22 protein-coding genes and 1 other RNA gene are annotated in these 24,028 nt (G+C 64.6%); 20 read left to right on the top strand and 3 right to left on the bottom strand.

Features of this window, described 5'->3' with window-relative positions; all coding sequences use genetic code 11:
- Positions 1-58 precede the first annotated feature (58 nt).
- Complete coding sequence (locus tag ACE3RX_RS09565; protein ID WP_374482736.1) at positions 59-532, bottom strand: YMGG-like glycine zipper-containing protein; 474 nt, start codon at positions 530-532, stop codon at positions 59-61.
- A complete protein-coding gene (locus tag ACE3RX_RS09560; protein WP_374482734.1) occupies positions 529-1,098 on the bottom strand; it encodes a hypothetical protein in 570 nt (189 codons plus the stop codon). The genes ACE3RX_RS09565 and ACE3RX_RS09560 overlap by 4 nt, the downstream gene beginning before the upstream one ends.
- A gap of 209 nt (positions 1,099-1,307) precedes the next feature.
- Between ACE3RX_RS09560 and ACE3RX_RS09555 the strand changes: the two genes are divergently transcribed.
- The 19 genes from ACE3RX_RS09555 (at position 1,308) to ACE3RX_RS09465 (ending at position 20,635) form a co-directional block, all read left to right on the top strand.
- Entirely contained in the window at positions 1,308-1,751 is a 444-nt protein-coding gene (locus ACE3RX_RS09555) for a hypothetical protein (protein WP_374482732.1), read from the top strand.
- Positions 1,752-1,795: 44 nt separating this feature from the next.
- An RNA gene (gene rnpB / locus ACE3RX_RS09550) (RNase P RNA component class A) lies at positions 1,796-2,181 on the top strand.
- 335 nt (positions 2,182-2,516) lie between these two features.
- Positions 2,517-2,963 carry a division/cell wall cluster transcriptional repressor MraZ gene (gene mraZ / locus ACE3RX_RS09545; protein ID WP_374482814.1) on the top strand — a complete coding sequence of 149 codons (447 nt, stop codon included), beginning with the start codon at positions 2,517-2,519 and terminating at the stop codon, positions 2,961-2,963.
- The gene (gene rsmH, locus ACE3RX_RS09540; protein WP_374482730.1) at positions 2,960-3,889 is read left to right on the top strand and encodes a 16S rRNA (cytosine(1402)-N(4))-methyltransferase RsmH; all 930 of its coding nucleotides are present in this window, start codon (positions 2,960-2,962) and stop codon (positions 3,887-3,889) included. Before mraZ ends, rsmH begins: the two co-directional genes overlap by 4 nt.
- Position 3,890: 1 nt before the next feature.
- Positions 3,891-4,157 carry a cell division protein FtsL gene (gene ftsL, locus ACE3RX_RS09535; RefSeq protein ID WP_374482728.1) on the top strand — a complete coding sequence of 89 codons (267 nt, stop codon included), beginning with the start codon at positions 3,891-3,893 and terminating at the stop codon, positions 4,155-4,157.
- A complete protein-coding gene (locus ACE3RX_RS09530) occupies positions 4,154-5,911 on the top strand; it encodes a peptidoglycan D,D-transpeptidase FtsI family protein (RefSeq protein WP_374482726.1) in 1,758 nt (585 codons plus the stop codon). Before ftsL ends, ACE3RX_RS09530 begins: the two co-directional genes overlap by 4 nt.
- Positions 5,912-7,426, top strand: coding sequence for a UDP-N-acetylmuramoyl-L-alanyl-D-glutamate--2,6-diaminopimelate ligase (locus ACE3RX_RS09525; protein ID WP_374482724.1), 1,515 nt, complete (start codon positions 5,912-5,914; stop codon positions 7,424-7,426).
- Positions 7,423-8,799, top strand: coding sequence for a UDP-N-acetylmuramoyl-tripeptide--D-alanyl-D-alanine ligase (murF, locus tag ACE3RX_RS09520; protein ID WP_374482722.1), 1,377 nt, complete (start codon positions 7,423-7,425; stop codon positions 8,797-8,799). The genes ACE3RX_RS09525 and murF overlap by 4 nt, the downstream gene beginning before the upstream one ends.
- Before the next feature lie 60 nt (positions 8,800-8,859).
- Entirely contained in the window at positions 8,860-9,948 is a 1,089-nt protein-coding gene (gene mraY / locus ACE3RX_RS09515; RefSeq protein ID WP_374482720.1) for a phospho-N-acetylmuramoyl-pentapeptide-transferase, read from the top strand.
- A gap of 6 nt (positions 9,949-9,954) precedes the next feature.
- A complete protein-coding gene (gene murD / locus ACE3RX_RS09510) occupies positions 9,955-11,346 on the top strand; it encodes a UDP-N-acetylmuramoyl-L-alanine--D-glutamate ligase (protein WP_374482718.1) in 1,392 nt (463 codons plus the stop codon).
- Positions 11,343-12,578: a putative lipid II flippase FtsW gene (gene ftsW / locus ACE3RX_RS09505; RefSeq protein ID WP_374482716.1), complete on the top strand. Its 1,236-nt coding sequence runs from the start codon at positions 11,343-11,345 to the stop codon at positions 12,576-12,578. Before murD ends, ftsW begins: the two co-directional genes overlap by 4 nt.
- Entirely contained in the window at positions 12,578-13,636 is a 1,059-nt protein-coding gene (gene murG, locus ACE3RX_RS09500; protein WP_374482714.1) for an undecaprenyldiphospho-muramoylpentapeptide beta-N-acetylglucosaminyltransferase, read from the top strand. The genes ftsW and murG overlap by 1 nt, the downstream gene beginning before the upstream one ends.
- A 9-nt stretch (positions 13,637-13,645) precedes the next feature.
- The gene (gene murC / locus ACE3RX_RS09495) at positions 13,646-15,040 is read left to right on the top strand and encodes a UDP-N-acetylmuramate--L-alanine ligase (RefSeq protein WP_374482713.1); all 1,395 of its coding nucleotides are present in this window, start codon (positions 13,646-13,648) and stop codon (positions 15,038-15,040) included.
- A 16-nt stretch (positions 15,041-15,056) separates the two neighbouring features.
- Positions 15,057-15,971 carry a D-alanine--D-alanine ligase gene (locus ACE3RX_RS09490; RefSeq protein WP_374482711.1) on the top strand — a complete coding sequence of 305 codons (915 nt, stop codon included), beginning with the start codon at positions 15,057-15,059 and terminating at the stop codon, positions 15,969-15,971.
- On the top strand, positions 15,964-16,839 hold the full coding sequence (locus ACE3RX_RS09485) for a cell division protein FtsQ/DivIB (protein WP_374482709.1): 876 nt from the start codon (positions 15,964-15,966) through the stop codon (positions 16,837-16,839). Before ACE3RX_RS09490 ends, ACE3RX_RS09485 begins: the two co-directional genes overlap by 8 nt.
- Complete coding sequence (gene ftsA / locus ACE3RX_RS09480; RefSeq protein ID WP_374482707.1) at positions 16,836-18,065, top strand: cell division protein FtsA; 1,230 nt, start codon at positions 16,836-16,838, stop codon at positions 18,063-18,065. Before ACE3RX_RS09485 ends, ftsA begins: the two co-directional genes overlap by 4 nt.
- 149 nt (positions 18,066-18,214) lie before the next feature.
- Positions 18,215-19,354 (top strand): cell division protein FtsZ, encoded by a 1,140-nt coding sequence (ftsZ, locus tag ACE3RX_RS09475; RefSeq protein ID WP_374482705.1) that lies wholly within the window; start codon positions 18,215-18,217, stop codon positions 19,352-19,354.
- Between the two features lie 165 nt (positions 19,355-19,519).
- Entirely contained in the window at positions 19,520-20,437 is a 918-nt protein-coding gene (gene lpxC / locus ACE3RX_RS09470) for a UDP-3-O-acyl-N-acetylglucosamine deacetylase (RefSeq protein WP_374482703.1), read from the top strand.
- An 18-nt stretch (positions 20,438-20,455) separates the two neighbouring features.
- Complete coding sequence (locus tag ACE3RX_RS09465; RefSeq protein ID WP_374482701.1) at positions 20,456-20,635, top strand: hypothetical protein; 180 nt, start codon at positions 20,456-20,458, stop codon at positions 20,633-20,635.
- Here ACE3RX_RS09465 and ACE3RX_RS09460 read toward each other — a convergent pair.
- Positions 20,632-21,063, bottom strand: a complete 432-nt coding sequence (locus ACE3RX_RS09460; RefSeq protein ID WP_374482699.1) for a DciA family protein — start codon at positions 21,061-21,063, stop codon at positions 20,632-20,634. The genes ACE3RX_RS09465 and ACE3RX_RS09460 overlap by 4 nt on opposite strands.
- A gap of 144 nt (positions 21,064-21,207) precedes the next feature.
- Between ACE3RX_RS09460 and secA the strand changes: the two genes are divergently transcribed.
- Positions 21,208-23,934 carry a preprotein translocase subunit SecA gene (secA, locus tag ACE3RX_RS09455; RefSeq protein ID WP_374482697.1) on the top strand — a complete coding sequence of 909 codons (2,727 nt, stop codon included), beginning with the start codon at positions 21,208-21,210 and terminating at the stop codon, positions 23,932-23,934.
- The last annotated feature ends 94 nt before the right edge of the window (positions 23,935-24,028 follow it).

Genomic DNA, 24,028 nt, shown 5'->3' with positions numbered 1-24,028 from the left:
TCTCCTGCGCCGGATTGTGCCGGACGGCGCAGGGGAAGTCATCCGCGGCGGGCCCCAGTCATCGCGGCGGCGGAGGCGGGTAATAGTAGCTGGGAGCGTTCGATGGGGCTTGCCGGTAGCCATAGCCCGGCAGCTGATTACCCTTGGCGTACATGCATTGCTGGTAGGCAATGTCGTAGCGGCGCTGGGCGTCGGCGCCAGCATAGCCCGCCTGGGATGCGCCGCTGGCGGTGCCCGCCACCATGCCGACTGCGGCCCCCGTCGCCGCACCGTTGTGGCCGCCGCCCAGCGCGCCGACCGCCGCGCCGACAGCGGTGCCCACGGCGGCATTGTTGATCACGTTCTGGGCGGCCAGATCCTGCGGGGCGGTGCCGATGGACTGCTCGGCGAAGGCGCGGCACTGCCGGTCCTCGGCGACGAACAGGTCGAAAGGCTTGCCGGGGGCTGGCATGACGGCGACGCGGGGGCCGCTGGGCAGGCTGGCGCATGCGCTCAGCAGGATAAGTGGGAGCAGGGCGAAAGCGGCTTTCATTGGGCACCTCCGGGGACCGTGGGGGCTGTATTGGCGGCCGGCGCCGAGGCAGGGGTGGCGCGCCAGCCTTCGGGGCAACTCTGAACGTAGGGATAGTAGGCCTTGGCGCTGTCGCAGTAGTACCAGTTGCTTTGGGGGCTGGAGGGGGCTGGAGTGCTGGCTGGCGGTGTCGCAGGTACGCTGCGCCAGCCCTCCGCGCAGCTCTGCACGTAGGGGTAGTAGGCCTTCGCGCTGTCGCAGTAGTACCAGTTCTGGGCGACAGGCTGGGGAGCCGGTTGTACGACCACGGGTTCAGGTGATTGCTGGACCACGACCGGCGGGTAGGGGTAGATCGGCTGCGGGTAGAATAGCCAGGTCGCACCGGCAACCCACCACCAGCCCCAGCGTCCGTCGTGATGGCCATGGTGCCAGTAGCCGGGGCTGCCTATCGGTCCGCGAGGGCCGGCAAAGCCTCCGGGGCCGTGGGCGTGTCCGCGTGGGCCATCGGCGTTCGCCGGCAGCGTGGAAAGCAGGGTGGTGGTGGCAACGAAGGCCAACAGCACGTGGTGGACGAGTCGTGTTGTCATTGTGTCTGACTCCGGAACGGAACATTTTCATTGCAGCACCGGGGTGGCGGTGGTGTGTGTGAGTGGCGATCACATACGTAAGTAAATGTAATGCAAGTGGCTTTTTGCAATATTTGCTGACAAGGGGGCAGGCTGGCCCGCCCGTCGGGGCACGGGGTGGTTCTGTTGTCGGAATGGACGAAGTTGGGTTGTCGGGTACGGTATAAGTCATGGATGTGAGAAAAGTGGCGATCGGCTTGTGTGTGCTGATCCTTCTGGCGGTTGGTGCTGTGTTGTATTTCCAGATGCGTGGGCCGGATGGCGGCGATATGCGGTCTCGGAAGGATTCGGAAATTGTCCAGCAGATCGAGGCGCGTCATGGTGCCGCCCTGCGTGCGGTGGGGGTGCGCAGCCTGGGGGTGGATCCCCGTAACAAGGACGACGTGGTGGTGGTTTTTGCCGGCGGCGGGCGTCTCGGGCGCAAGGTTGCCGGGCGCTTGCCGGGGCTGGTCGGCAACGGCAGCGGTGGCTGCGGCAGGTTGGAGGTTGGGATTTCGGTGGGCGAGGCGCTGACGGCCTGGGGAAGCATGGATGACCCAGCCTTCATGTCCCGTCTCGACTGCGTGGTCGGTCGGGTGGTCGAGCAGGCGGCCGATTTGCGCGATCCGGACTGATTTTCCGGGCACAGGAAGGCTTGAGCGGCTATACTCCGCGCCGGGAAGTTCGCCAGGCAATCGCGGTGCTTTGGCATCGAGGAAAGTCCGGGCCCCATAGAGCAGGATGCCGGCTAACGGCCGGGCGCCATAGCCCTCGGGTGAAAGCGACGGAAAGTGCAACAGAGAGCAGACCGCCGATGGCTCTTCGGAGATCAGGCAAGGGTGAAACGGTGGGGTAAGAGCCCACCGCGGCACTGGCAACAGTGACGGCACGGTAAACCCCATCCGGGGCAAGGCCAAATAGGGGGACGTTGACGCTGCTCGCGGAGTCCCCGGGTAGGCTGCTAGAGCGGCGCGGTAACGCGTCGACCAGAGGAATGATTGCCCGGCGGCTGGATCGTCAGATCCGGCTGCTCGACAAAACCCGGCTTATCGGCGGGCTTCCCCCATCTTACGTTTTTCCTCCACTTTTCCCCACCTGCGGGGCCGTTTCCGGTCTGCCCGCAGGGTGGCGGTGTGCAATTTCACCTTGTTTTTTCTCGTCGGTTGAGGTTCCGCTGGCGTTGGAATTGATCCAACACTTTTGCATTCCTCCTTATGGGCATTGATTTATAAGCGGATTTGTCTTGCGCCCTTCTTAACTGTAAGTGCTTGTGTCCAAAAGAAATTTACGTGGTGGTCAAGTTGACCGAGTATTTCTTTTCCTCTAAAGTGGGGCGAAGTGGATGAAAGTGGGAAAAAGTGAGTTTTTCCGGTTCATCCGAGTGGAGAAGTGGGGGAATGATGTTTCAAGGCGCCGCAGCGCTCAGTCTCGATGCGAAGGGTCGCCTGGCGATTCCGGCGCGGCATCGGGACGCGCTGACGAAGCTCGCCGAGAATCAACTCGTCCTTACTGCCCACCCCCATCGTTGCCTGCTGATCTATCCGGCGCCGGCGTGGGTGCCAATCCGTGACAAGGTGCTGGCCGGCTCCAGCCTCGATCAGCACTCCGCCTTGCTCAAGCGCCTGCTCGTCGGTTTTGCCCGCGACGAGGAGATGGACGCGGCTGGGCGTGTCCTCATCGCGCCGGAGCTGCGCTCCTTCGCTCAATTTGAAAAGCAGGTGCATCTGGTGGGGCAGGGCGATCACTTTGAACTCTGGTCGGATGCTGGTTGGCAGAAACAGCAGGAGGCGATCTTCGCGCTGGGTGACCAGCTCATGCCTGCCGGTTGGGAAACCTTGCCGCTGTGACGAACACACCGCATATCACGGTGCTACTGGAAGAAGCAGTGGCTGCCTTGGCTATCAAACCAGATGGCGTCTACGTGGACGGTACTTTCGGGCGGGGTGGGCACAGTCGTGCGATCCTGGCCTGTCTCGGGCCGCAGGGCCGCCTGATTGCCTTTGACCGGGATCCGGTGGCGATTGCCGCTGGCCAGGCGGTGGCGGATCCGCGTTTCGAGCTGGTGCATGCGCCGTTCTCGGATTTTGCGGAGGCGCTCGCCGAGCGCGGAATCGAACGGGTGGACGGAGTCCTGCTGGACTTGGGTGTGTCATCCCCCCAGCTGGATGAGGCAGAGCGGGGCATGAGCTTTCGCTTCGACGCGCCGCTCGACATGCGAATGGATACGACCCGCGGCGTGACCGCGGCGGAATGGTTGGCGGATGCGCCGATTGCTGACATCACCCGCGTACTGAGGGAATACGGTGAAGAACGGTTTGCTTATGAGATTGCAAAGGCGATTGCAACTGCTCGGACAGGGGGGGCTGTTGCAACCACGGGACAGCTTGCCGCGATCGTGGAAAAAGCGGTCCGCACACGCGAGCCGGGCCAGCACCCGGCGACGCGTACCTTCCAAGCTCTACGGATTTGTGTCAATCAAGAGCTCGAGGAACTGTCGCTGATCCTTCCGCAGGTCGTTGCACGGCTGGCCGTGGGCGGCCGTCTGGTAGTGATCAGTTTTCACTCGCTCGAGGACCGCATCGTCAAGCGCTTCATGCGTGACGAGTCGCGTCCGCCGCAGCTTCCTGCGCGTCTGCCGGTGCGTGCCGCCGATCTGCCGAAGCCCAAGTTGGCCCTGGTCGGCAAGCCTGTGTGGCCGTCTGACGACGAAGTGGCTGCCAATCCGCGTTCCCGCAGTGCCGTGATGCGCATTGCAACAAGGCTGGAGTCCTGACATGGCGCGCCTCAACGGATTCCTGCTGATGCTGGTGGTGGCCAGCAGCCTCGGCGTGGTGGCCTCCCAGCATCAGGCTCGCAAGCTGTATGCCGCGGTCGAACGCGAGCAACAACGTTCCAACCAGCTGGAAGTCGAGTGGGGGCAGCTCCAGCTGGAGCAAAGCACCTGGGCCGCCCACGCCCGCATCGAAAAACTCGCTCGCGAGAAGCTCGCGATGCGCCCGCCTCAGTCTGGGCAGATCATTGCCATCGAGGAGCGGCCATGAACAAGGCCAAGAAGGGCGTCACCTTCAACCATAATCCCCTCCTGCGTTCCGAGTTGCCGGCCTGGCGACCGCGCTTCGTGCTGCTGTGCCTGCTTGGCGGCTCGCTGGCGCTGATCGGCCGGGCGGCCTACCTGCAGGGGGTCAATGATCAGTTCCTGCAGGCCAAGGGCGAGTCCCGCTATGCCCGTCTGCTGGGGGTGCCGGCAACACGCGGCAAGATCACAGACCGCCAGGGCGATGTGCTGGCGGTCTCCTCGCCGGTCAAATCTATCTGGGCGATCCCCGAGGATGCCCGCCTCAGTCCGGCCCAGACGCGGCAGCTGGCCAGCCTGCTGGAGCTGGACGTTAACGAGGTCAACCAGAAGCTGGCGGTGGACAAGGAGTTCGTGTTCCTGAAGCGCCAGGTGTCGCCGGAGCTTGCGGACCGCCTCGCCGCGCTCAAGTTGCCAGGCATCCACGATCAAAGGGAATACCGTCGTTTCTATCCCGGCGGTGAGGTCATGGCCCATGTGCTGGGCTTCACCGGCGTGGACGACAAGGGGCAGGAAGGCATCGAGCTGGCCTACGAGTCGGCGCTGGCTGGTAAGCCCGGCTCCCGTCGGGTCGTCAAGGACCGGCGGGGCAACGTGGTCGAGGACGTGCAGTCCATTCGTCCGCCGCAGGACGGCAAGGAAGTTGCGCTGGCCATCGACAACAAGATCCAGTACCTGGCCCATGCCGCGTTGAAGCAAGCCATCACCGACAACAAGGCCAAGGCTGGCGGCGTCGTTGTGCTCGATGCGAAGACCGGGGAGATCCTGGCGCTGGCCAATGCGCCGACCTTCAACCCGAACAACCGGGTCCACCTAACCGGTGAGCAGTTGCGCAACCGCGCGTTGACGGACACCTATGAGCCGGGCTCCACGATGAAGCCCTTCACGGCTGCGTTGGCGCTCGAAAACGGCAAATTTACGGCCAACACGATCATCAACTGCGCTCCGGGGCGGATGACCATCGGCACCGCGACGATTTCCGACGCTCACCCCCATGGCGCCCTGACGGTGGCTCAGGTGATCCAGAAGTCGTCGAACATCGGTGCTGCCAAGATGGCGCTGGCCTTCCAGCCGGAAGTGATGTGGAAGATGTTCGACAACCTCGGCTTCGGTACGCCGCTCAAGCTCGGTTTCCCGGGTGAGGTCGGCGGGCGGCTGCGGCCGGCCAAGAGCTGGCGCCCGATCGAGCAGGCGACGATGTCTTACGGGCATGGTATCTCGGTGAGCCTGATGCAGATGGCCAACGCCTACCAGGTGTTCGCCCGCGATGGCGACATGGTGCCCTTGTCCCTGCTGCGTCTCGATGCGCCGCCCTTGCACGGTACGCGGGTGTTCTCGCCGCAGACTGCCCGCGAGGTGCGCCAGATGCTTGAAATGGTCGTTCAGCCTGGGGGAACCGCGGTCGAGGCCAATGTGCCCGGATATCGCGTCGGCGGGAAGACGGGTACGGCCATGAAGCTGGTTGGTGGCCGTTACGCCCTCAAGTACGTGGCCTCCTTCGTCGGCATTGCCCCCATTTCCGATCCGCGTCTGATCGTCGCCGTGATGATCGACGAACCCACTGCCGGCAAGCACTACGGCGGCAGCGTGGCAGGCCCGGTCTTCGCCCAGGTGATGGGCGGCGCCCTGCGGACCCTCGGCGTGCCGGCCGATGCCCCCTTGAAACCCTTGCAGGTTGCCCGCCAGGGCAGCACTTCCGCCGCTTCCGGGGAGTCCATGTAAATGCAGCAGCCTCAGCAGAAGGCGCGCGCCGTTCTCGAAGAGCTGGCCAAGGCCGGCGTGGAAGTGACCCGTCTGTGCGCCGATTCGCGCCAGGTCCGTGCCGGTGATGTCTTCCTGGCCTGTCCCGGGCACCGTGTGGATGGTCGGCGTTTCATTACCGAGGCCGTGCACGCGGGTGCCGCCGCCGTTCTGTGGGAGCGCCAAGGCCACAGTTGGGATGCCGGCCTGCAGGTTCCCAATCTGGCGGTGGACGGCTTGGCGACACTGTCAGGCTATCTTGCAGACGAAGTCTGCGGGCGCCCGTCGGAAGCCCTCTGGCTGGTCGGTGTGACCGGCACCAATGGCAAGACTTCGGTGAGCCAGTGGCTGACCCGCGCATTTGCCGCCCTCGGCCGCAAGTGCGGGGTGATCGGCACTCTCGGCATCGGTTTTCCTGGCGCCCTGTCGGCCAGCCTCAACACCACGCCGGACAGTCTGACCCTGCATCGCACCCTGGCGGAGTTCCGCGCCGCCGACGCCCAGGCGGTGGCCATGGAAGTGTCTTCCATCGGACTCGACCAGGGGCGTCTCAACGGCTTGCGTTTTGACGTGGCGGTGCTCACCAATCTGACCCGGGATCATCTCGACTACCACGGCAGCATGGAGAACTACGCGACCGCCAAGGCCCGTCTATTCGACATGCCCGGCCTGCGTTCGGTGGTCCTGAACCTGGATGACCGCTTCGGCATGGAGCAGGCGCGTCGGCTGGCCGGACACGGGCTGGAAGTCATCGGCTACACCCTCATTGCCAGCAACGCTGACGCGGCGCCGGTCAATCGCGTGCTGATCGCCGACAAGTTGACCACCACGGCCGCCGGCATTCGCTTCACGGCGCGTTGCGGCAACGAGTCCGCCGATCTGTACCCCAATCTGGTCGGACAGTTCAACGTCTCCAACCTGTTGGCCGTTATCGGCACGCTGATGGCGTCGGGCTTCACCCTGGATGACGCGGCCTCGGTGGCGGAAGGCCTGACCCCGCCCCAGGGACGCATGCAGACCATGGGCGGCGTTTGCGATCCGCTGGTGGTGGTGGATTACGCCCACTCCCCGGATGCCCTCGAGCAGGTGCTGCGCGCAGTGCGCGCCACCGTCACTGCGCGCAACGGGCGCATGACCTGCGTGTTCGGCTGCGGTGGCGATCGCGACCCCGGCAAGCGGCCGATCATGGGCGAACTGGCTGCCCGCCTGGCCGACCGGGTCGTGCTGACCAGCGACAATCCGCGCAGCGAAGATCCCCTGGCGATCCTCCAGCAGATCGCGGTGGCCGCCGGGCCGCAGGCCGAGATCGTTCCTGACCGTGCCGAGGCGATCCGCAAGGCGATCCTGTCATCGGCCGCCGACGACGTGATCGTTGTCGCCGGCAAGGGGCATGAGCCCTATCAGGAAATAAAGGGCGTGCGCTATCCCTTCTCCGACGTGGAGCAGGCGCGGGTCGCGCTGCAGGCCTGGAACGATGCCCAGGGAGACCTCCTGTGATGGACATTCAGGAAGCCGCCCTGGCCACGGCGGGCACTGCGGTAGGGGGCAATGTCACCTTTTCCTCAGTCAGCACCGACTCCCGCGCGATCCAGCCCGGCCAGCTGTTCGTTGCCCTGCGTGGCGAGCGCTTCGATGGCCACGCCTTCGTTGCTGCCGTCGCTGGGCAACGGGCCGTGGCAGCGATGGTCGACCGTGCCTGGGCGGCGGCCAACCCGGTGCCGCTGCCGCTGGTCATCGTCGACGACACGCGTCTCGGCCTTGGCCGCCTGGCGGCGAACTGGCGGAGCCGTTTCGAGCTCCCGTTGATCGGCGTCACCGGTAGCAACGGCAAGACCACGGTAAAAGAGATGTGCGCGGCTATCCTTCGCGCACAGGTGCGCCGCGACGGCTTCGATCCGGACCTCGCCGTGCTGGCCACCAAGGGCAACCTCAACAACGACATCGGTCTTCCGCTGATGCTGCTGCGCCTGTCGGGCAACCACCGGGCAGCGGTTATCGAGATGGGTATGAACCATCCGGGCGAGATTGACTATCTGACTCATCTGGCCCGGCCGACGGTGGCGCTGGTGAACAATGCCCAGCGCGCGCATCTGGAGGGTATGGGTAATCTCAAGGAGGTCGCCCGCGAGAAGGGGGCGATCTACAACGGTCTGGCGTCGGACGGTATCGCGGTGATCAATGCCGACGACGCCTTCGCAGGTTTCTGGCAAGGCCTCAATGAAGGGCGCCGGACGCTCCGCTTCGGCCTGAAGGCCGCCGCCGACGTCACTGCACGCACGACCTGCCATGGTTTTGCCAGCGATGTCGTGCTCAATGCCCCCCAGGGCGAAGTGCGCTTCCGGCTGCAAGTGCCCGGTGAACACAATGTGCGCAACGCGCTGGCCGCTGCCGCGGCGTGCCTGGCGGCCGGCATATCCCTCGATGCGGTGGCCGAAGGCCTGGGAGGATTCACCGGGACGCCCGGACGCTTGCACCTGTGCAAGGGCGTCAATGGCGCGGTGGTCATTGACGACAGCTACAACGCCAACCCCGACTCGATGCGTGCCGGCATCGCAGTGCTGGCCGCCACCCCGGGCCGCAAGATCCTGGTGATCGGAGACATGGGGGAGATCGGCGAGCAGAGTTTCCAGTACCACGACGAGATCGGTGGCTACGCCAAGAGCGAAGGCGTCGATTTTCTGTTCGGTCTGGGTGAGATGAGCGAGATTGCGGCACGCAATTTCGGTGAAGGTGGGTTCCATTTCAGCAAGCTCGACGACCTCGTCGCGGCGCTGAAACAGGAGCTCAATGCAGATACGGTGGTGCTCGTGAAAGGTTCCCGTTTCATGAAGATGGAACGGGTCGTGAACGCCATCACGGAGAAGGTTTGATGATTCTTAGCGGTACATGGGTGGGCTGTCCGGTTTCCTTCGTTTGCGGGGAGGCTCGGCATGCTGCTTGAACTTGCCCTGTGGCTGGGCAAGGACGCCCGTTTCTTCAACGTGTTCGGCTACATCACGTTGCGCGCGGTACTGGCTGCCGGTACGGCGCTGGTGCTGTCGCTCGTCTTCGGCCCGCCGGTGATCCGCTGGCTGGCCGCCAAGAAAATCGGCCAGGCGGTCCGTGACGACGGACCCAAGTCCCATTTGACCAAGGCTGGCACGCCCACCATGGGCGGTGCGCTGATCCTCATAGCCATCGCCATCACCACGCTACTGTGGGGGGATCTGCGCAACAAGTACGTGTGGGTGGTGCTGTTCGTGACGCTCGGCTTTGGGGCTGTGGGTTGGGTGGATGACTGGCGCAAGGTGGTCTATCGCGATCCGAAGGGCTTGGCGAGCCGCTGGAAGTATTTCTGGACATCCGCCATCGCGCTGGCCGCCGCCGTGTTCCTCGGCCTGACCGCCACATTGCCGGCCCAGATCGAACTGATCGTGCCCTTCTTCAAGACCGTGGCGTACCCGCTTGGCGTGATCGGCTTCATCATCCTGAGCTACTTCGTCATCAACGGCACCAGCCACTCGGTGAACCTCACCGACGGCCTCGACGGCCTGGCGATCATGCCGACCGTGATGGTCAGCTCGGCGCTGGCGATCTTCGCCTACGTGGCCGGCCACATGGGCTTTTCCAAGTACCTCGGCGTGCCCTACATCCCGGGCGCTGGTGAGCTGGCGGTGATCTGCGGCGCAATCGCCGGTGCCGGTCTGGGCTTTCTGTGGTTCAACGCCTACCCGGCGGAAGTCTTCATGGGCGACGTTGGCGCACTGGCCCTTGGTGCGGCGATGGGCACCATCGCGGTGATCGTCCGCCAGGAGATCGTGCTGTTCATCATGGGCGGCCTGTTCGTCGCCGAGGCCCTGTCGGTGATGGTGCAGGTGCTGTACTTCAAGTATTCGGGCGGCAAACGCATCTTCCGCATGGCGCCGCTGCACCACCACTACGAGCTCGGTGGCTGGAAGGAAACCCAGGTTGTCGTGCGCTTCTGGATCATCACGATCATGCTCGTGCTGTTCGGCCTGTCCACTCTCAAGCTGCGGTAAGCCGACATGAGCACGTCTGACCTCACTCTCGTTCTCGGTCTTGGCGAATCCGGCCTGGCGATGGCCCGCTGGCTGGCCGGGCAGGGCGTGGCGCTGCGGGTGGCGGATTCCAGGGCGGTGCCGCCCGGCGTGGATCGCCTACGTGACGAGGTGCCGGCCGCGGAGCTCGCCACCGGTCCGTTCGAGCCGGCCCTCCTCGATGGCGTGAGCCGCGTTGCGATCAGCCCGGGGGTCGATCCGCGTCAGCCGCTGGTGGTGACGGCGCGCCAGCGCGGCATCCCGGTCGTTGGCGAGATGGACCTGCTGGTCCAGGCCCTCGAGGCCCTCGGCGTGCGTGAGCAGACGAAGATCATCGCGATCACCGGCACCAACGGCAAGACCACCACCACCACGCTGGCCGGCGAGATGGTGCGGGCCTGCGGTGTGGATGGCGTGGTGGCGGGCAACATTAGCCCGGCCGCGCTGGACGTTTTGATGGAGCGTCAGGCCGCTGGCCAGGCGCTTCCTGCTGTTTGGGTGCTCGAGCTGTCGAGCTTCCAGCTCGAAACCGCGCCGGCGCTTGGCGCGGTTTCGGCTACCGTTCTCAACGTTACGGACGATCACCTGGATCGCTATGACGGACTGGACGACTACGCTGCCACCAAGGCTGCAGTGTTCCAGGGCGCCGGCGTACAGGTTCTCAATCGGGAAGACCCCCGGGTGGCTGCGATGGCCCTGCCGGGCCGGCGCGTGTTCACCTTCGGCGTCGATGCGCCGACCGGCGTCGATGATTTCGGCGTGGTGCAGGCAGCTGATGGCGAGTGGCTGATGCGTGGCGCTGAACGTCTGCTGGCGCGCTCGGAACTGCAACTGGCGGGCAACCACAACGTCGCCAACGCGCTGGCCGCGCTGGCTTTGGGCGAGGCTGCCGGCCTGCCGCGCCACAGCCTGGTCGCGGCGCTGAAAGCCTTTCGCGGTCTGCCGCACCGGGTCGAGCTGGTCGCCGAGCGGGGTGACGGCGTGACCTATTACGACGACTCCAAGGGTACCAATGTCGGCGCGACAGTCGCAGCGCTGGAAGGCCTGCGCCGCAAGGTGGTGCTGATCGTCGGCGGCGACGGCAAGGGCCAGGATTTCTCGCCGCTGAAGGATGCCTTCGCCCGCTATGCCCGCGCGGTGGTGTTGATCGGCCGTGATGCGCGGACCATCGAAGAGGCGGTGGCTGGCTGCGGCGTACCGCTGCTTCACGCCGCAGACATGGATGCGGCGGTGCTGGAGGCCAATGCCCGGGCTGAAGCCGGTGACGTGGTGCTGCTGTCGCCGGCCTGCGCCAGTCTCGATATGTTCCGCAACTATGCCCACCGCGCCCAGGTCTTCATCGACGCGGTGAAACGTCTCCCCGGAGTGCGTGCCGTATGAAGCTTGCCGCCCGCCTGTCCGATTTCTGGGCCCGCCACGCCGGCGACAACGGTTCGCTGGTGGCTGGCCGGGCGGTTCATCGCCTGATGCGGCCGCTCAGCCAGCCGCGGGAGCTTGATCCGGCTCTGATCTGGTCCTCGGCGGCGCTGCTGCTGATGGGACTGGTGATGGTGTTCTCGGCGTCCATCGCGACGGCCGAGGGCAGCCGCATGTTCGGCCACCAGCCGGCCTACTTCCTGATCCGCCACGCGGTCTTTCTGGCGATCGGGGTGATTGCCGGCGTGGTGGTCTTCCAGATTCCGATGCGGGCCTGGCAGGAGATGGCGCCGTGGCTGTTTATTGCTGGGGTGGTGTTGCTGTTGATCGTGCTGATTCCCCATGTGGGGCGGGACGTGAATGGTGCCCGGCGCTGGTTGCCGCTGGGGGTGGTCAACCTGCAGCCGTCCGAATTGATGAAACTGTTTGCCGCCTTGTATGCGGCGGACTACACCGCACGCAAGCTGCCGCTGATGGGCAGCTTCAAGCAGGGTTTCCTGCCGATGGCCGGGGTGATCCTTTTCGTCGGCTTCCTGCTGCTGAAAGAGCCGGACTTTGGCGCCTTCGTGGTGATTACCGCGATTGCCTTCGGCGTGCTCTTCCTGGGCGGCATCAATGTCCGCCTGTTCGCGCTGCTGGCGGTGGTGGCCGCGGTGGGCTTCGTGCTGCTGATCACTTTCTCCGAATACCGTCGCCAGCGCATCCTCGGCTTCATGGACCCGTGGCAGGACGCCTACGGCAAGGGCTATCAGCTGTCCCATGCGTTGATCGCCTTCGGCCGCGGTGAGTGGTTCGGCGTTGGCCTGGGTGGCAGCATCGAGAAGCTGTTCTACCTTCCTGAAGCCCATACCGACTTCCTGCTGGCGGTGATCGCCGAGGAACTCGGCTTCGTCGGCGTAGTGACGGTCATCGTGCTGTTCGCGATCCTGATCCAGCGTGCTTTCGCTATCGGCCGTCAGGCGGTGGTGCTGGAGCGCAACTACGCGGCACTGGTGGCCCAGGGCATCGCCATTTGGTTCGGCGTGCAATCGTTCATCAACATGGGCGTGAACATGGGCCTGCTGCCCACCAAGGGGCTGACCCTGCCGATGATGAGTTTCGGCGGCTCAGGCATTCTCGCCAACTGCGTGGCCATTGCGATCCTGCTGCGGATCGACTGGGAAAACCGCCAGATCATGCGTGGAGGCAAGGCCTGATGCCGACGCTGATGGTCATGGCCGGCGGTACCGGCGGCCACATCTACCCCGGCCTTGCCGTTGCCGACGCCTTGCGCGCGCGCGGTTGGAAGGTGGTGTGGATGGGCAACCCGGAAGGCATGGAGGCGCGCATCGTGCCGGCCAGCGGCTACGACATGGCCTGGGTGCGTTTCTCGGCGCTGCGAGGAAAGGGGTTGCTGCGCAAGCTTCTGCTGCCGGTCAACTTGCTGCGCGGTTTTGCCCAGGCCCTCGGCCAGATCCGTCGCGTCAAGCCGGATGTGGTGCTGGGGATGGGCGGTTACGTGACCTTCCCTGGCGGCATGATGGCAGCGCTGCTCGGCCGGCCGGTGGTGGTGCATGAACAGAATTCCGTTGCCGGCCTGGCCAACCGCGTGCTGGCCGGCGTCGCCGACAAGGTGGTGACCGGTTTCCCCGGCGTGTTGAAGAAGGGTGAATGGGCCGGCAATCCGGTGCGTGCCGAGATCACCGCAGTCGCGCCGCCAGCCGAGCGCTTTGCCGGCCGAAGCGGTCCGCTGCGGGTGCTGGTGGTTGGCGGCAGTCTCGGCGCGGCGGCTCTTAATGAGGCGATGCCGAAGGCACTGGCGCTGCTGGCACCGGAGCAACGGCCGTTGGTCACGCATCAAGCCGGCGCCAAGCAGATCGATGCGCTGCGTGCGGCCTATCAGGCCGCTGGTGTGGAAGGCGAGTTGCTGCCCTTCATCGACGACATGGCGGCGCGCTATGCCAAGGCCGATCTGGTGATCTGCCGTTCCGGCGCGCTGACCGTCGCCGAGCTGGCGGCCGTTGGTGTGGCCAGCGTGCTGGTGCCTTTCCCCCATGCGGTGGATGACCACCAGACCGGCAATGCCCGCTTCCTCGCCGAGGCTGGCGCGGCGGTGCTGTTGCCGCAAACCGAATTGACGCCGCAGCGCCTGGCCGCGCTGCTGCAGGAGATGGATCGCGAGCGCCTGCTGACGATGGCCGACAAGGCCCGCGGGTGTGCCAAGCCGGAAGCGACGGCCCGTGTGGCGGACGTCTGCGCTGGTCTCGCCGGGTAAAGGAAGAACGTGAAACACAAAGTCAAAAGCATTCATTTCGTCGGGATTGGTGGCGCTGGCATGAGCGGCATCGCCGAGGTGCTGCTCAACCTCGGCTACGAGGTCAGCGGTTCCGACCTCGGCGACAACGTGGCGACCCGCCGTCTGCAGGCGCTGGGTGCCCGCGTGGTGCAGGGGCATGCGGCCGAGAACGTGGCCGAGGCTGACGCAGTGGTGACGTCCACCGCCGTCAAGGGCGACAACCCGGAAGTCATCGCCGCCCGCAACCGCGGCATTCCGGTGGTGCCGCGGGCCCAGATGCTGGCTGAGCTGATGCGCCTCAAGCAGGGCATCGCGATTGCCGGTACCCACGGCAAGACCACCACCACCTCGCTGGTGGCGAGCATCCTCGCCGAGGGCGGGCTGGATCCGACCTTTGTGATCGGCGGCAAGCTCAACGCCGCCGGGGCCAATGCGCGCCTGGGTAAGGGCGATTTCCTGGTTGCCGAGGCGGACGAATCCGACGCGTCCTTCCTGCTGCTGACGCCGGTGATCTCGGTGGTTACCAACATCGACGCCGACCACATGGAAACCTACGGCCACGATTTCGCGCGGCTCAAGCAGTCCTTCGTGGATTTCCTGCAGCACCTGCCCTTCTACGGCGTGGCGGTGCTGTGCGACGACGACAAGCACGTGCGCTCCATCGTGCCGTTGGTCTCCAAGCAGATCGTCCGCTATGGCTTCTCCGAGTCGGCCCACGTGCATGCAGAGAACATCCACGCGGTGGACGGCAAGATGACGTTCGACGTACTGCGTCGCCACGGGGAGTTCGAGCCCCTGCACGTGGTGCTCAACCTGCCGGGCCGCCACAACGTGCTCAATGCGCTGGCGGCGATTGCGGTAGCGACCGAGGTTGGTGTGTCCGACGAGGCCATCGTGAAGGCCCTGGCCGAGTTCAAGGGCGTCGGCCGGCGCTTCCAGCGCTACGGCGAGGTGGCCCTGCCGAGTGGCGGTGCGATCACCGTCATCGACGACTACGGCCACCATCCGGTGGAAATGGCGGCGACCATCGCCGCGGCCCGCGGCGCCTTCCCGCACAAGCGCCTGGTGCTGGCCTTCCAGCCGCACCGCTACACGCGTACGCGGGACTGTTTCGAGGATTTCGTGAAGGTCTTGTCCACGGTCGACGCCTTGCTGCTCGGCGATGTGTACGCCGCCGGCGAGGCGCCCATCGTGGCGGCCGACGGCCGCTCGCTGGCGCGGGCGCTGCGCGTGGCGGGCAAGATCGAGCCGGTGTTCGTCGAGAACATCGAAGACATGCCGGCGGCCATCCTGGCCGCGGCGCAGGACGGGGACGTGGTGATCACGATGGGGGCCGGCAGCATCGGCGCCGTGCCCGGCAAACTGGTAAGCGGTGGAGTCTAAAAAGGTGGCAACTGAGGTGAGCAGTCGATTCGGAAAAGTGGCGGTCCTGCTGGGCGGGACGTCTGCTGAACGGGAGATTTCCCTGATGTCGGGTGGTGCCGTGCTGGCGGCGCTGCAGGGCGCGGGCGTGGATGCCCATGCCTTCGATCCGGCCGAGCGGGATCTGCACATCCTCAAGGAAGAGGGTTTTGATCGTGTCTTCATCGCGCTGCATGGGCGTGGTGGTGAAGACGGCACGGTGCAGGGCGCCCTTGAGCTGATGGGCATTCCCTATACCGGTAGTGGCGTGATGGCATCGGCCATCGCCATGGACAAGTGGCGCACCAAGCTGGTGTGGCTGGCCAGCGGCCTGCCGACGCCGCGCTTTGCGATCCTCGACGAGAAGACGGACTGGGATGCGGTTGTGGCCGAGCTCGGCCTGCCGATTTTCGTCAAACCGGTGCATGAAGGCTCCAGCATGGGCGCCACCAAGGTGACCGAGGCGGGCCAGCTGAAGGCGGCCTGGGAACTGGCCGCCAAGTACGATTCGCTGGTCCTGGCAGAGGAGTTCGTGAGCGGCCAGGAGCTGACGGCGCCCTTCCTCGGCGATCAAGCCCTGCCGCTGGTGCGCATCGTCGCGCCGGGTGGCAACTACGACTACCAGAACAAGTATTTCACCGACGATACCCAGTACTTCTGCCCGAGCGGTCTTCCGGAGGCCCTGGAGACCGAGATCAAGGCGGCGGTTGTGCGCTGCGCCCAAGTGCTGGGCTGCCGCGGCTGGGGCCGTGCCGACCTGATCCTGCGCGAGGACGGCCGCTTTACGCTGCTGGAGATCAACACCGCGCCGGGCATGACCAACCACTCGCTGGTGCCGATGTCGGCCCGTGTGTCTGGTCTGTCCTTCGAGGCCCTTTGCCTGGAAATCCTTGCCGGAGCGCGTCTTGGCTGACCAGCGCACCACCTCCAACGTTCCGCCGCCGGCAGGAGGCAAGGCCGCCCCGGCGAAGCGCGGGCGCGCCACGCGTCCGGCCCGGGATGCGGGAGGAAACGGGCTGTGGGACCGTCCGCAGCTCCTCAATCTCATTTCCGACGCGCTGATGGTGTTCGGCGCGGCGGGCCTCGGCTACGCGGCGGTGGCGGCGATATCGCGCCTGCCGGTGTACCCGCTGCGCGAAGTGGTGGTGATGACGCCGCTCGCCCAGGTCACCACAGCCCAGCTCGAGTACGCGGCGCGTTCGTCGCTGCGTGGCAATTTCTTCACGGTCGACCTGGACGATGTGCGCGGGGCTTTCGAGAAGCTGCCCTGGGTGCGGCGTGCCGATGTGCGCCGGCACTGGCCGGGTGGAATCGAAGTGCGCCTTGAGGAGCACGTCGCGTCGGCTTACTGGCGGGTTGGCGAGACTGGTGACATGCGCCTGGTCAATCGCTATGGCGAGGTGTTCTCGGCGGCCAGCAATGCCCGGATGCCGGTCTTCAGCGGGCCCGAAGGCTCGTCCGGCGTGCTGCTGAGCAAGTTTGACGATTTCACGCACAAGCTCGGCCCCCTCGGCAAGCAGCTCGTCGGCGTCTCACTGTCGGCCCGCGAGGCCTGGCAGCTAAAGATGGACGATGGGCTCACCATCGAGCTCGGACACGACCAGCCGAAGGCGCCGATCGACGAGCGCCTGGCCCGCTTCGTGAAGTATTACCCCCGCGCCAAGGCGCAAGTGAACATGAATGTGGCGGTAGTGGATCTCCGCTACCCCAGTGGTTTTGCCCTCCGGCCGATACCGCCTGCTGCGGCGGCGGGCAAGCAAGAAAGCAAAGGTAAGCGATGAGCAAGGAATACAAGGAACTGATCGTCGGCCTCGATATCGGCACGTCCAAGATCACCTGCGTGGTGGCCGAACTCAAGCCGGACGGCCGCATGGATGTGATCGGCCTCGGCACGCAGCCGTCCTCGGGCCTGAAGAAGGGCGTGGTGGTGAACATCGAGGCTACCGTCGATGCGATCTCCCGGGTCATCCAGGAGGTCGAGCTGATGGCCGAATGCAAGATCCGCGACGTGTATACCGGCATCGCAGGCAGCCACATCCGCAGCTTCAACTCCAATGGCATGGTGGCGATCAAGGACAAGGAAGTCTCGCCGATCGACGTCGAACGGGTCATCGAAACTGCCCGCGCGATGCCGTTGCCGGCCGACCAGCAGATCCTGCACATCCTGACCCAGGAATTCATCATCGACGGCCAGGACGGCGTGCGCGAACCCATCGGGATGAGTGGCGTGCGCCTGGAGGTCAAGGTGCATATCGTCACCGGTGCGGTGTCCGCGGCCCAGAACATCGTCAAGTGCGTGCGCCGCTGCGGCCTTGAAGTGCTCGACCTGGTCCTGCAGCCGCTGGCCTCCAGTTACGCCACCTTGTCGGAAGATGAGAAGGAACTGGGCGTATGCCTGGTGGACATTGGCGGTGGCACCACCGATCTGGCGGTGTTCACCCAGGGCGCGATCCGACATACCGCGGTGATTCCAATCGCCGGCGACCAGATCACCAACGACATCGCGATGGCGCTGCGTACGCCGACCGCCGAGGCCGAGGAAATCAAGATCCGCCACGGCGTTGCGATGCACACGCTGGCTGACGCATCTGAAATGATCGAGGTGCCGGGCGTCGGCGATCGTCCGCCGCGCAAGCTGTCCCGTCAGGCGCTGGCCGATGTGATCGAGCCGCGCGTGTGCGAACTGTACGAACTGGTTCAGGCCGAACTGCGCCGCTCGGGCTACGAGGAACTGTTGTCCTCCGGCATCGTGCTGGCCGGCGGCGCCGCCGTCATGCAGGGCATGGTCGAGCTGGGCGAGGAGATCTTCCACATGCCGGTGCGCATCGGCTATCCGAAGTACGACGGCGCGCTGGCCGACGTGGTCTGTGAGCCGCGCTACGCCAACGCGATGGGTTTGGTGATGGAGGGGGCCGCGCAGAAACGGCGGGGTCTGCAGGCGCGGCAGACGCGCAACGTGGGGCAGGTATTTTCGCGGATGAAGTCCTGGTTTGAACGTAATTTTTGAGGGCCGGTGACTCCGGCGGGCGAAATCATTGCATTTGGATAACTGTGTGCGGCCGGCCTTTATTTAGCTGTAAAATTTAGGGTTATCACTAAATACGGGGCCGATTGCGCACTGGCACGATCAGCGCAGTTTTCTTGGAGGCGAGGTAAATGTTTGAAATTGTTGAAAAGGCGGCCGGTGGCACGAACATCAAGGTAATTGGTGTTGGCGGTGCGGGCGGTAACGCAGTGGATCACATGATCCGCGAAGGGGTGCAGGGCGTCGATTTCATCGCCGCCAACACTGATGCCCAGGCCCTGACCCGTTGCCTGGCGCATACCAAGGTTCAGCTCGGCAAGAGCGGCCTGGGGGCTGGTGCGAAGCCCGAGGCGGGCCGTGCGGCCGCCCAGGAGTCCCGTGACGCCATCGCGGCGGCACTGGAAGGTGCGCACATGTGCTTCATCACTGCAGGCATGGGCGGTGGCACGGGCACCGGTGCTGCGCCGGTGGTGGCCGAGATCGCCAAGGAAATGGGCATCCTGACCGTGGCCGTGGTGACCAAGCCTTTCGACTTCGAGAACCGCATCCGCGTCGCCGAGAGCGGCGTGGAGGAGCTCTCCAAGCAGGTGGACTCCCTGATCGTCGTGCTCAATGACAAGCTGCTGGAAGTGTATGGCGACGATGCCAGCTTCGAGGAGTGCTTCCGTTCCGCAGACAATGTGCTGACCTGCGCCGTGGGCGGCATTGCCGAAATCATCAATGTGCATGGTCTGGTGAACGTGGACTTCCAGGACGTGCGTACCGCGATGGCCGAGATGGGCCGTGCGATGATGGGTTCCGCCGAGGCCTCCGGCCTCGACCGTGCCCGCATCGCCGCCGAACAGGCTGCCGTGTCGCCGCTGCTGGAAGGCACCGAACTGTCCGGCGCCCGTTGCGTGCTGATCAACATCACCGCCAACCGCAGCCTGAAGATGGCTGAGGTGCGCGATGCGGTGCGTACCGTGCAGGCCTTTGCGGCCCAGGAAGCCTTCGTCAAGTACGGCACCGTCTTCGACGAGGATATGGAAGACCGCATTCGCGTCACCGTGGTGGCCACCGGTCTCGGCGTGGTGCGTGCGGCCGTGGCGCGCAAGCCGGAAATGCAGGTGATTCGCACCGGTACCGACAACGTCGGCATGGAAGTGGATTACGGCAACTTGGAACTGCCGGCGGTGATCCGCCGTACGTCTCGTACGACCGTCGAGGCGATGAGCGCCAACGGCATGTCCACGCTGGATATCCCGGCCTTCCTGCGCAAGCAGGCGGACTAAGCCAGCCAGCCGGCGTCACGCCGGTGGCCCGGACAAACGCGCAGCGGGAGGTCGCCTCCGTCCGCTGCGCGTTTGTTGTTTCTAGGGTCGCCCGAGCAGCTTTTGCTGCAGTGCGGCAATAGTGGTGTGTTAAAATTCAACGAGTTGAATGCGAGGCCGGCCATCATGTTGAAGCAGAGAACCCTGAAAACCGTCGTCAGTGCTACCGGTGTGGGGCTTCACAGCGGCAACAAGGTCACCCTGACGCTACGTCCGGCGGCGCCGGACACCGGCATCGTGTTCCATCGGGTGGATCTCGATCCGGTCGTGGACCTGCCAGCCGATCCATACGCGGTCTGTGACACGCGCATGTGTTCCGGGCTGCAGAAGGATGGCGCCAAGGTCAATACTGTCGAGCATTTGATGTCGGCACTGGCCGGTCTTGGTATCGATAATGCTCACATCGACGTGGACGCGGCCGAGATCCCCATTCTCGACGGCAGCGCCGGGCCTTTCGTGTTCCTGATCCAGTCCGCCGGCATCGAGGAGCAGAAGGCGCCCAAGCGTTTTCTGCGGGTCATCAAGCCGGTCGAGTACGTGGAAGGGGACAAGTGGGTGCGCCTGGAGCCTTATGACGGCTTCAAGCTGAGTTTCTCCATCCTGTTCAATCATCCCGCCATCGACAGTACTGGCACTTCGGTGACCGTTGATTTTGCGGAGCATTCCTATGTGCGTGAAGTCTCCCGGGCACGCACTTTCGGTTTCATGCAGGACGTCGAGTTCATGCGTGCCAATGGGCTCGGCCTGGGGGGCAGCCTCGACAACGCTATCGTGATGGACGAGTACCGGGTGCTGAACGCCGATGGTCTGCGCTATGCGGACGAGTTCGTAAAGCACAAGGTGCTCGATGCGATCGGCGACCTTTACCTGGCCGGCCATTCCCTGCTGGCGTCCTACAGCGCCTACAAGTCGGGGCATGCCCTCAACAACCAGATCCTGCGCGTGCTGCTGGAAGACCGCAGCGCCTGGGAAATCGTCACTTTCGAAGAAGACGCCAAGACTCCGCCGGCGGTGGCCCAGCTCTTCGACCTCGCCAGCGCCTGAGGCCCTGCCGTGCTGATCATGCGGATCGTGGCTGTATTGGTGGCGATCGGGATCGGCGCATCGGTGTTCGCCTTCATCTTCACGCGGGAGCGGCGCTATCTGGTCCTCGGCTGGCGTTTGTTCCGCTATGCCATCATCGTTGCGCTGCTGTTCTTCGCGCTGCTCATCCTCGAACGGGTGCTCGTCCCCTTCGTCTAGCCGGTACTCTTCACGAAGCGTTTCAGTGCCTTGGCCAGCGGCGAATCGGCGGGCAGACCAGATGCCAGTTGATCAAGCCCGCTACGTGTCGAGTCGCTGATATGGCGGGACGGCGGTGGCGGTGGTGCAGGGCGGTATTCCCGTACCGCAACCTTCACCTTGATATCGCGGAGCAACACGCCGGCCCGGGCCAGGTCGACCAGCAGGCTCGGCACGGCCTGGCGCAGCTTGACCGCAAGCCCCGCGCTATCGACGTGCAGGATCAGCTCTTCCCCTTTCAGGTTGGCCACCTTGCAGGCGCTCGCCATGTAGTCGGGCAGCAGGCGGTTGATTTGCCCCTGCAGGCGCAGCAGGCGCGCCGCGTGGGCCTGAATGCGGGACAGGGCAGAGCCGCTGCCGAGGAAATTGTCGATCGAACTGGTGCTCATAGGACTTGGATTTCAGGAATGCGCCCCCATGCTATGGAGAACGTTCGTGTCGTACAAGCGGGCGCCCGCCCGCTGGACCGCCATGGTCGCGTCCGGACGTCATGTTAGAATCGGCGTTTTGCCGCGTTTTCCCTTCCAAATCAAATGATCGCAGGCCTACTCAAGAAAATTTTCGGCAGCCGTAACGACCGCCTGATTCGCCAGTACACGCAAACGGTGCGCAGCGTCAACGCGCTGGAGCCGAAAATTCAGGCCTTGTCCGATGAGGAACTGCGTGGGAAGACCGATGAATTCCGTCAGCGCGTAGCCAACGGGGAGAGTCTCGATGCGCTGCTGCCCGAAGCCTTTGCGGTGGTACGGGAGGCCGGCAAGCGCGTGCATGGGATGCGCCATTTCGACATGCAGCTGGTTGGCGGCATGGTGTTGCATGACGGCAAGATCGCCGAAATGCGCACCGGCGAAGGCAAGACGCTGACCGCCACGCTGCCGGTGTATCTCAACGCGCTGTCCGGCAAGGGCGTGCATGTCATCACCGTCAATGATTACCTGGCCAGCCGCGACTCCGACTGGATGGGCCGCATCTACCGCTTCCTCGGTCTTACCGTGGGCTGCAACCTGTCGCAGATGCCCCACGACCAGAAGAAGGAAGCCTACGCCGCGGACATCACCTACGGCACCAACAACGAGTTCGGTTTCGATTACCTGCGCGACAACATGGTGTACGACGTGGCCGAGCGGGTGCAGCGCGGCCTTAACTACGCCATCGTCGACGAGGTGGACTCCATCCTCATCGATGAGGCACGGACGCCGCTGATCATCTCCGGCCAGGCCGAGGATCACACCGAGCTCTACATGCGCATGAACGCGGTGCCGCCGCTCCTCAGCGTCCAAGAGGGCGAGGGCGAGAACATCACCACGCCGGGTGACTACACCGTCGACCTGAAGGCGCATTCGGTGCTGCTCACCGAGCAGGGGCATGAACATGCCGAGCAGATCCTTGGCAACCTGGGCCTGCTGGCCGAGGGAACCAGCCTCTACGACCCGAGCAACATCCTGTTGATCCACCACCTCTATGCGGCACTGCGCGCCCACGCGCTGTACCACAAGGACCAGCATTACGTGGTGCAGGACGGCGAGGTGGTGATCGTCGACGAATTCACTGGCCGTCTGATGTCCGGACGCCGCTGGTCCGAGGGCCTGCATCAGGCCGTCGAGGCAAAGGAAGGTGTGCGCATCCAGGCCGAGAACCAGACGCTGGCCTCGATCACCTTCCAGAACTACTTCCGTATGTATTCGAAGCTGTCCGGCATGACCGGTACGGCCGATACCGAAGCCTACGAATTCCATCAGATCTACGGCCTCGAGACTGTCGTCGTGCCGACCTCCCGTCCGATGATCCGCAAGGACCAGAACGACAAGGTGTACCGCACCCTGAAGGAAAAGCACGATGCGATCGTCGCCGACATCAAGGAGTCGGTGGCCCGCGGTCAGCCCGTATTGGTCGGCACGACGTCGATTGAAAACTCCGAAGTGCTGTCTGACTTGCTGACTCGCGCCAAGCTGCCGCACAACGTGCTCAATGCCAAGCAGCATGCGCGGGAAGCCGAGATCGTCGCGGAGGCCGGTCGGCCGGGCGTCATCACGATTGCGACCAACATGGCCGGTCGTGGTACCGACATCGTGCTCGGTGGCAACGTGGAGAAGCCGATCGCCTTGATCCGCGAGGACGAGTCTCTGTCCGCCGCGGATAAGGATGCCCAGATCAGCAAATTGCGCGAAGAGTGGAAAGTGCGCCACGAGCAAGTGCTGACGGCTGGCGGCCTGAAGATCATCGGTACCGAGCGTCACGAGTCGCGGCGTATCGACAACCAGCTGCGTGGTCGTTCCGGCCGTCAGGGTGATCCGGGCGAGAGCCGCTTCTACCTGTCCCTCGAAGATCCGTTGATGAAGATCTTTGCCGGCGAGCGTCTCAACGCAATCATGGTGCGCCTCAAGATGCCCGAGGGCGAGGCCATCGAGGCGGGTATGGTGACCCGTTCGCTAGAAACTGCCCAGCGCAAGGTCGAGCAGCGCAACTTCGATATCCGCAAGCAACTGCTCGAATACGACGACGTCTCCAACGACCAGCGCAAGGTGATCTACCAGCAGCGCAACGAGCTGCTGGAAAGCGCCGACATCGCCGAAACCATCACGGCGATGCGCGAGGGCGTGCTGCACGACCTGTTCCGCATCTACGTGCCGGCCGACTCCGTCGAGGAGCAGTGGGACATCCCCGCGCTCGAACTGGCGCTGGAATCCGAGTACCAGCTCAAGCTGCCGATTGGCGAATGGGTCAAGGCCGAGCCTAATCTGGCTGACGAAGACATCCTGCAGCGCGTCCTGGAGGCCGGAGCCCAGGCCTATGCGGATAAGGTTGCCCTGGTGGATCTCGGCGCCTGGCGCGGCTTCGAGCGCAATGTGATGCTGCAGAGCCTCGACACCCACTGGCGTGAGCACCTGTCGGCCCTCGACCATCTGCGCCAGGGCATCCACCTGCGCGGCTATGCGCAGAAGAACCCGAAGCAGGAATACAAACGCGAAGCCTTCGAGCTGTTCGAGAACCTCCTGCAGGTGGTGCGCACCGAAGTCACCAAGCTGCTGATGACCGTGCAGATCCGTTCCGAGGCGCAGCTGGAGGAGGCCGAGGCACCGCCTGAGCTGGAAAATGTCCAGTACCATCATGCCGATTACGAAGAAGCCTTGGCGACGGCCAACCCGGACCGGGATACCGCGCAGCCGCAGGTGAACGTCGCGCCGAAGGCCGGCCGCAACGATCCCTGCCCCTGCGGTTCGGGCAAGAAGTACAAGCATTGCCATGGCAAGCTGAACTGAAATAGCTTCCTGCACATTACGGGGCCGGCGTCATGCCGGCCCCGTTCTTTTGCAGTCTGCCTCAAGATGGGCGAATGTCGGCCGTTATGGGGCG

This window comes from Zoogloea sp. (genome assembly GCF_041914405.1).
Lineage (GTDB): Bacteria > Pseudomonadota > Gammaproteobacteria > Burkholderiales > Rhodocyclaceae > Zoogloea.
Note: the sequence above shows the minus strand (reverse complement) of the source record. Positions and strands in the feature narration are given on the sequence as shown.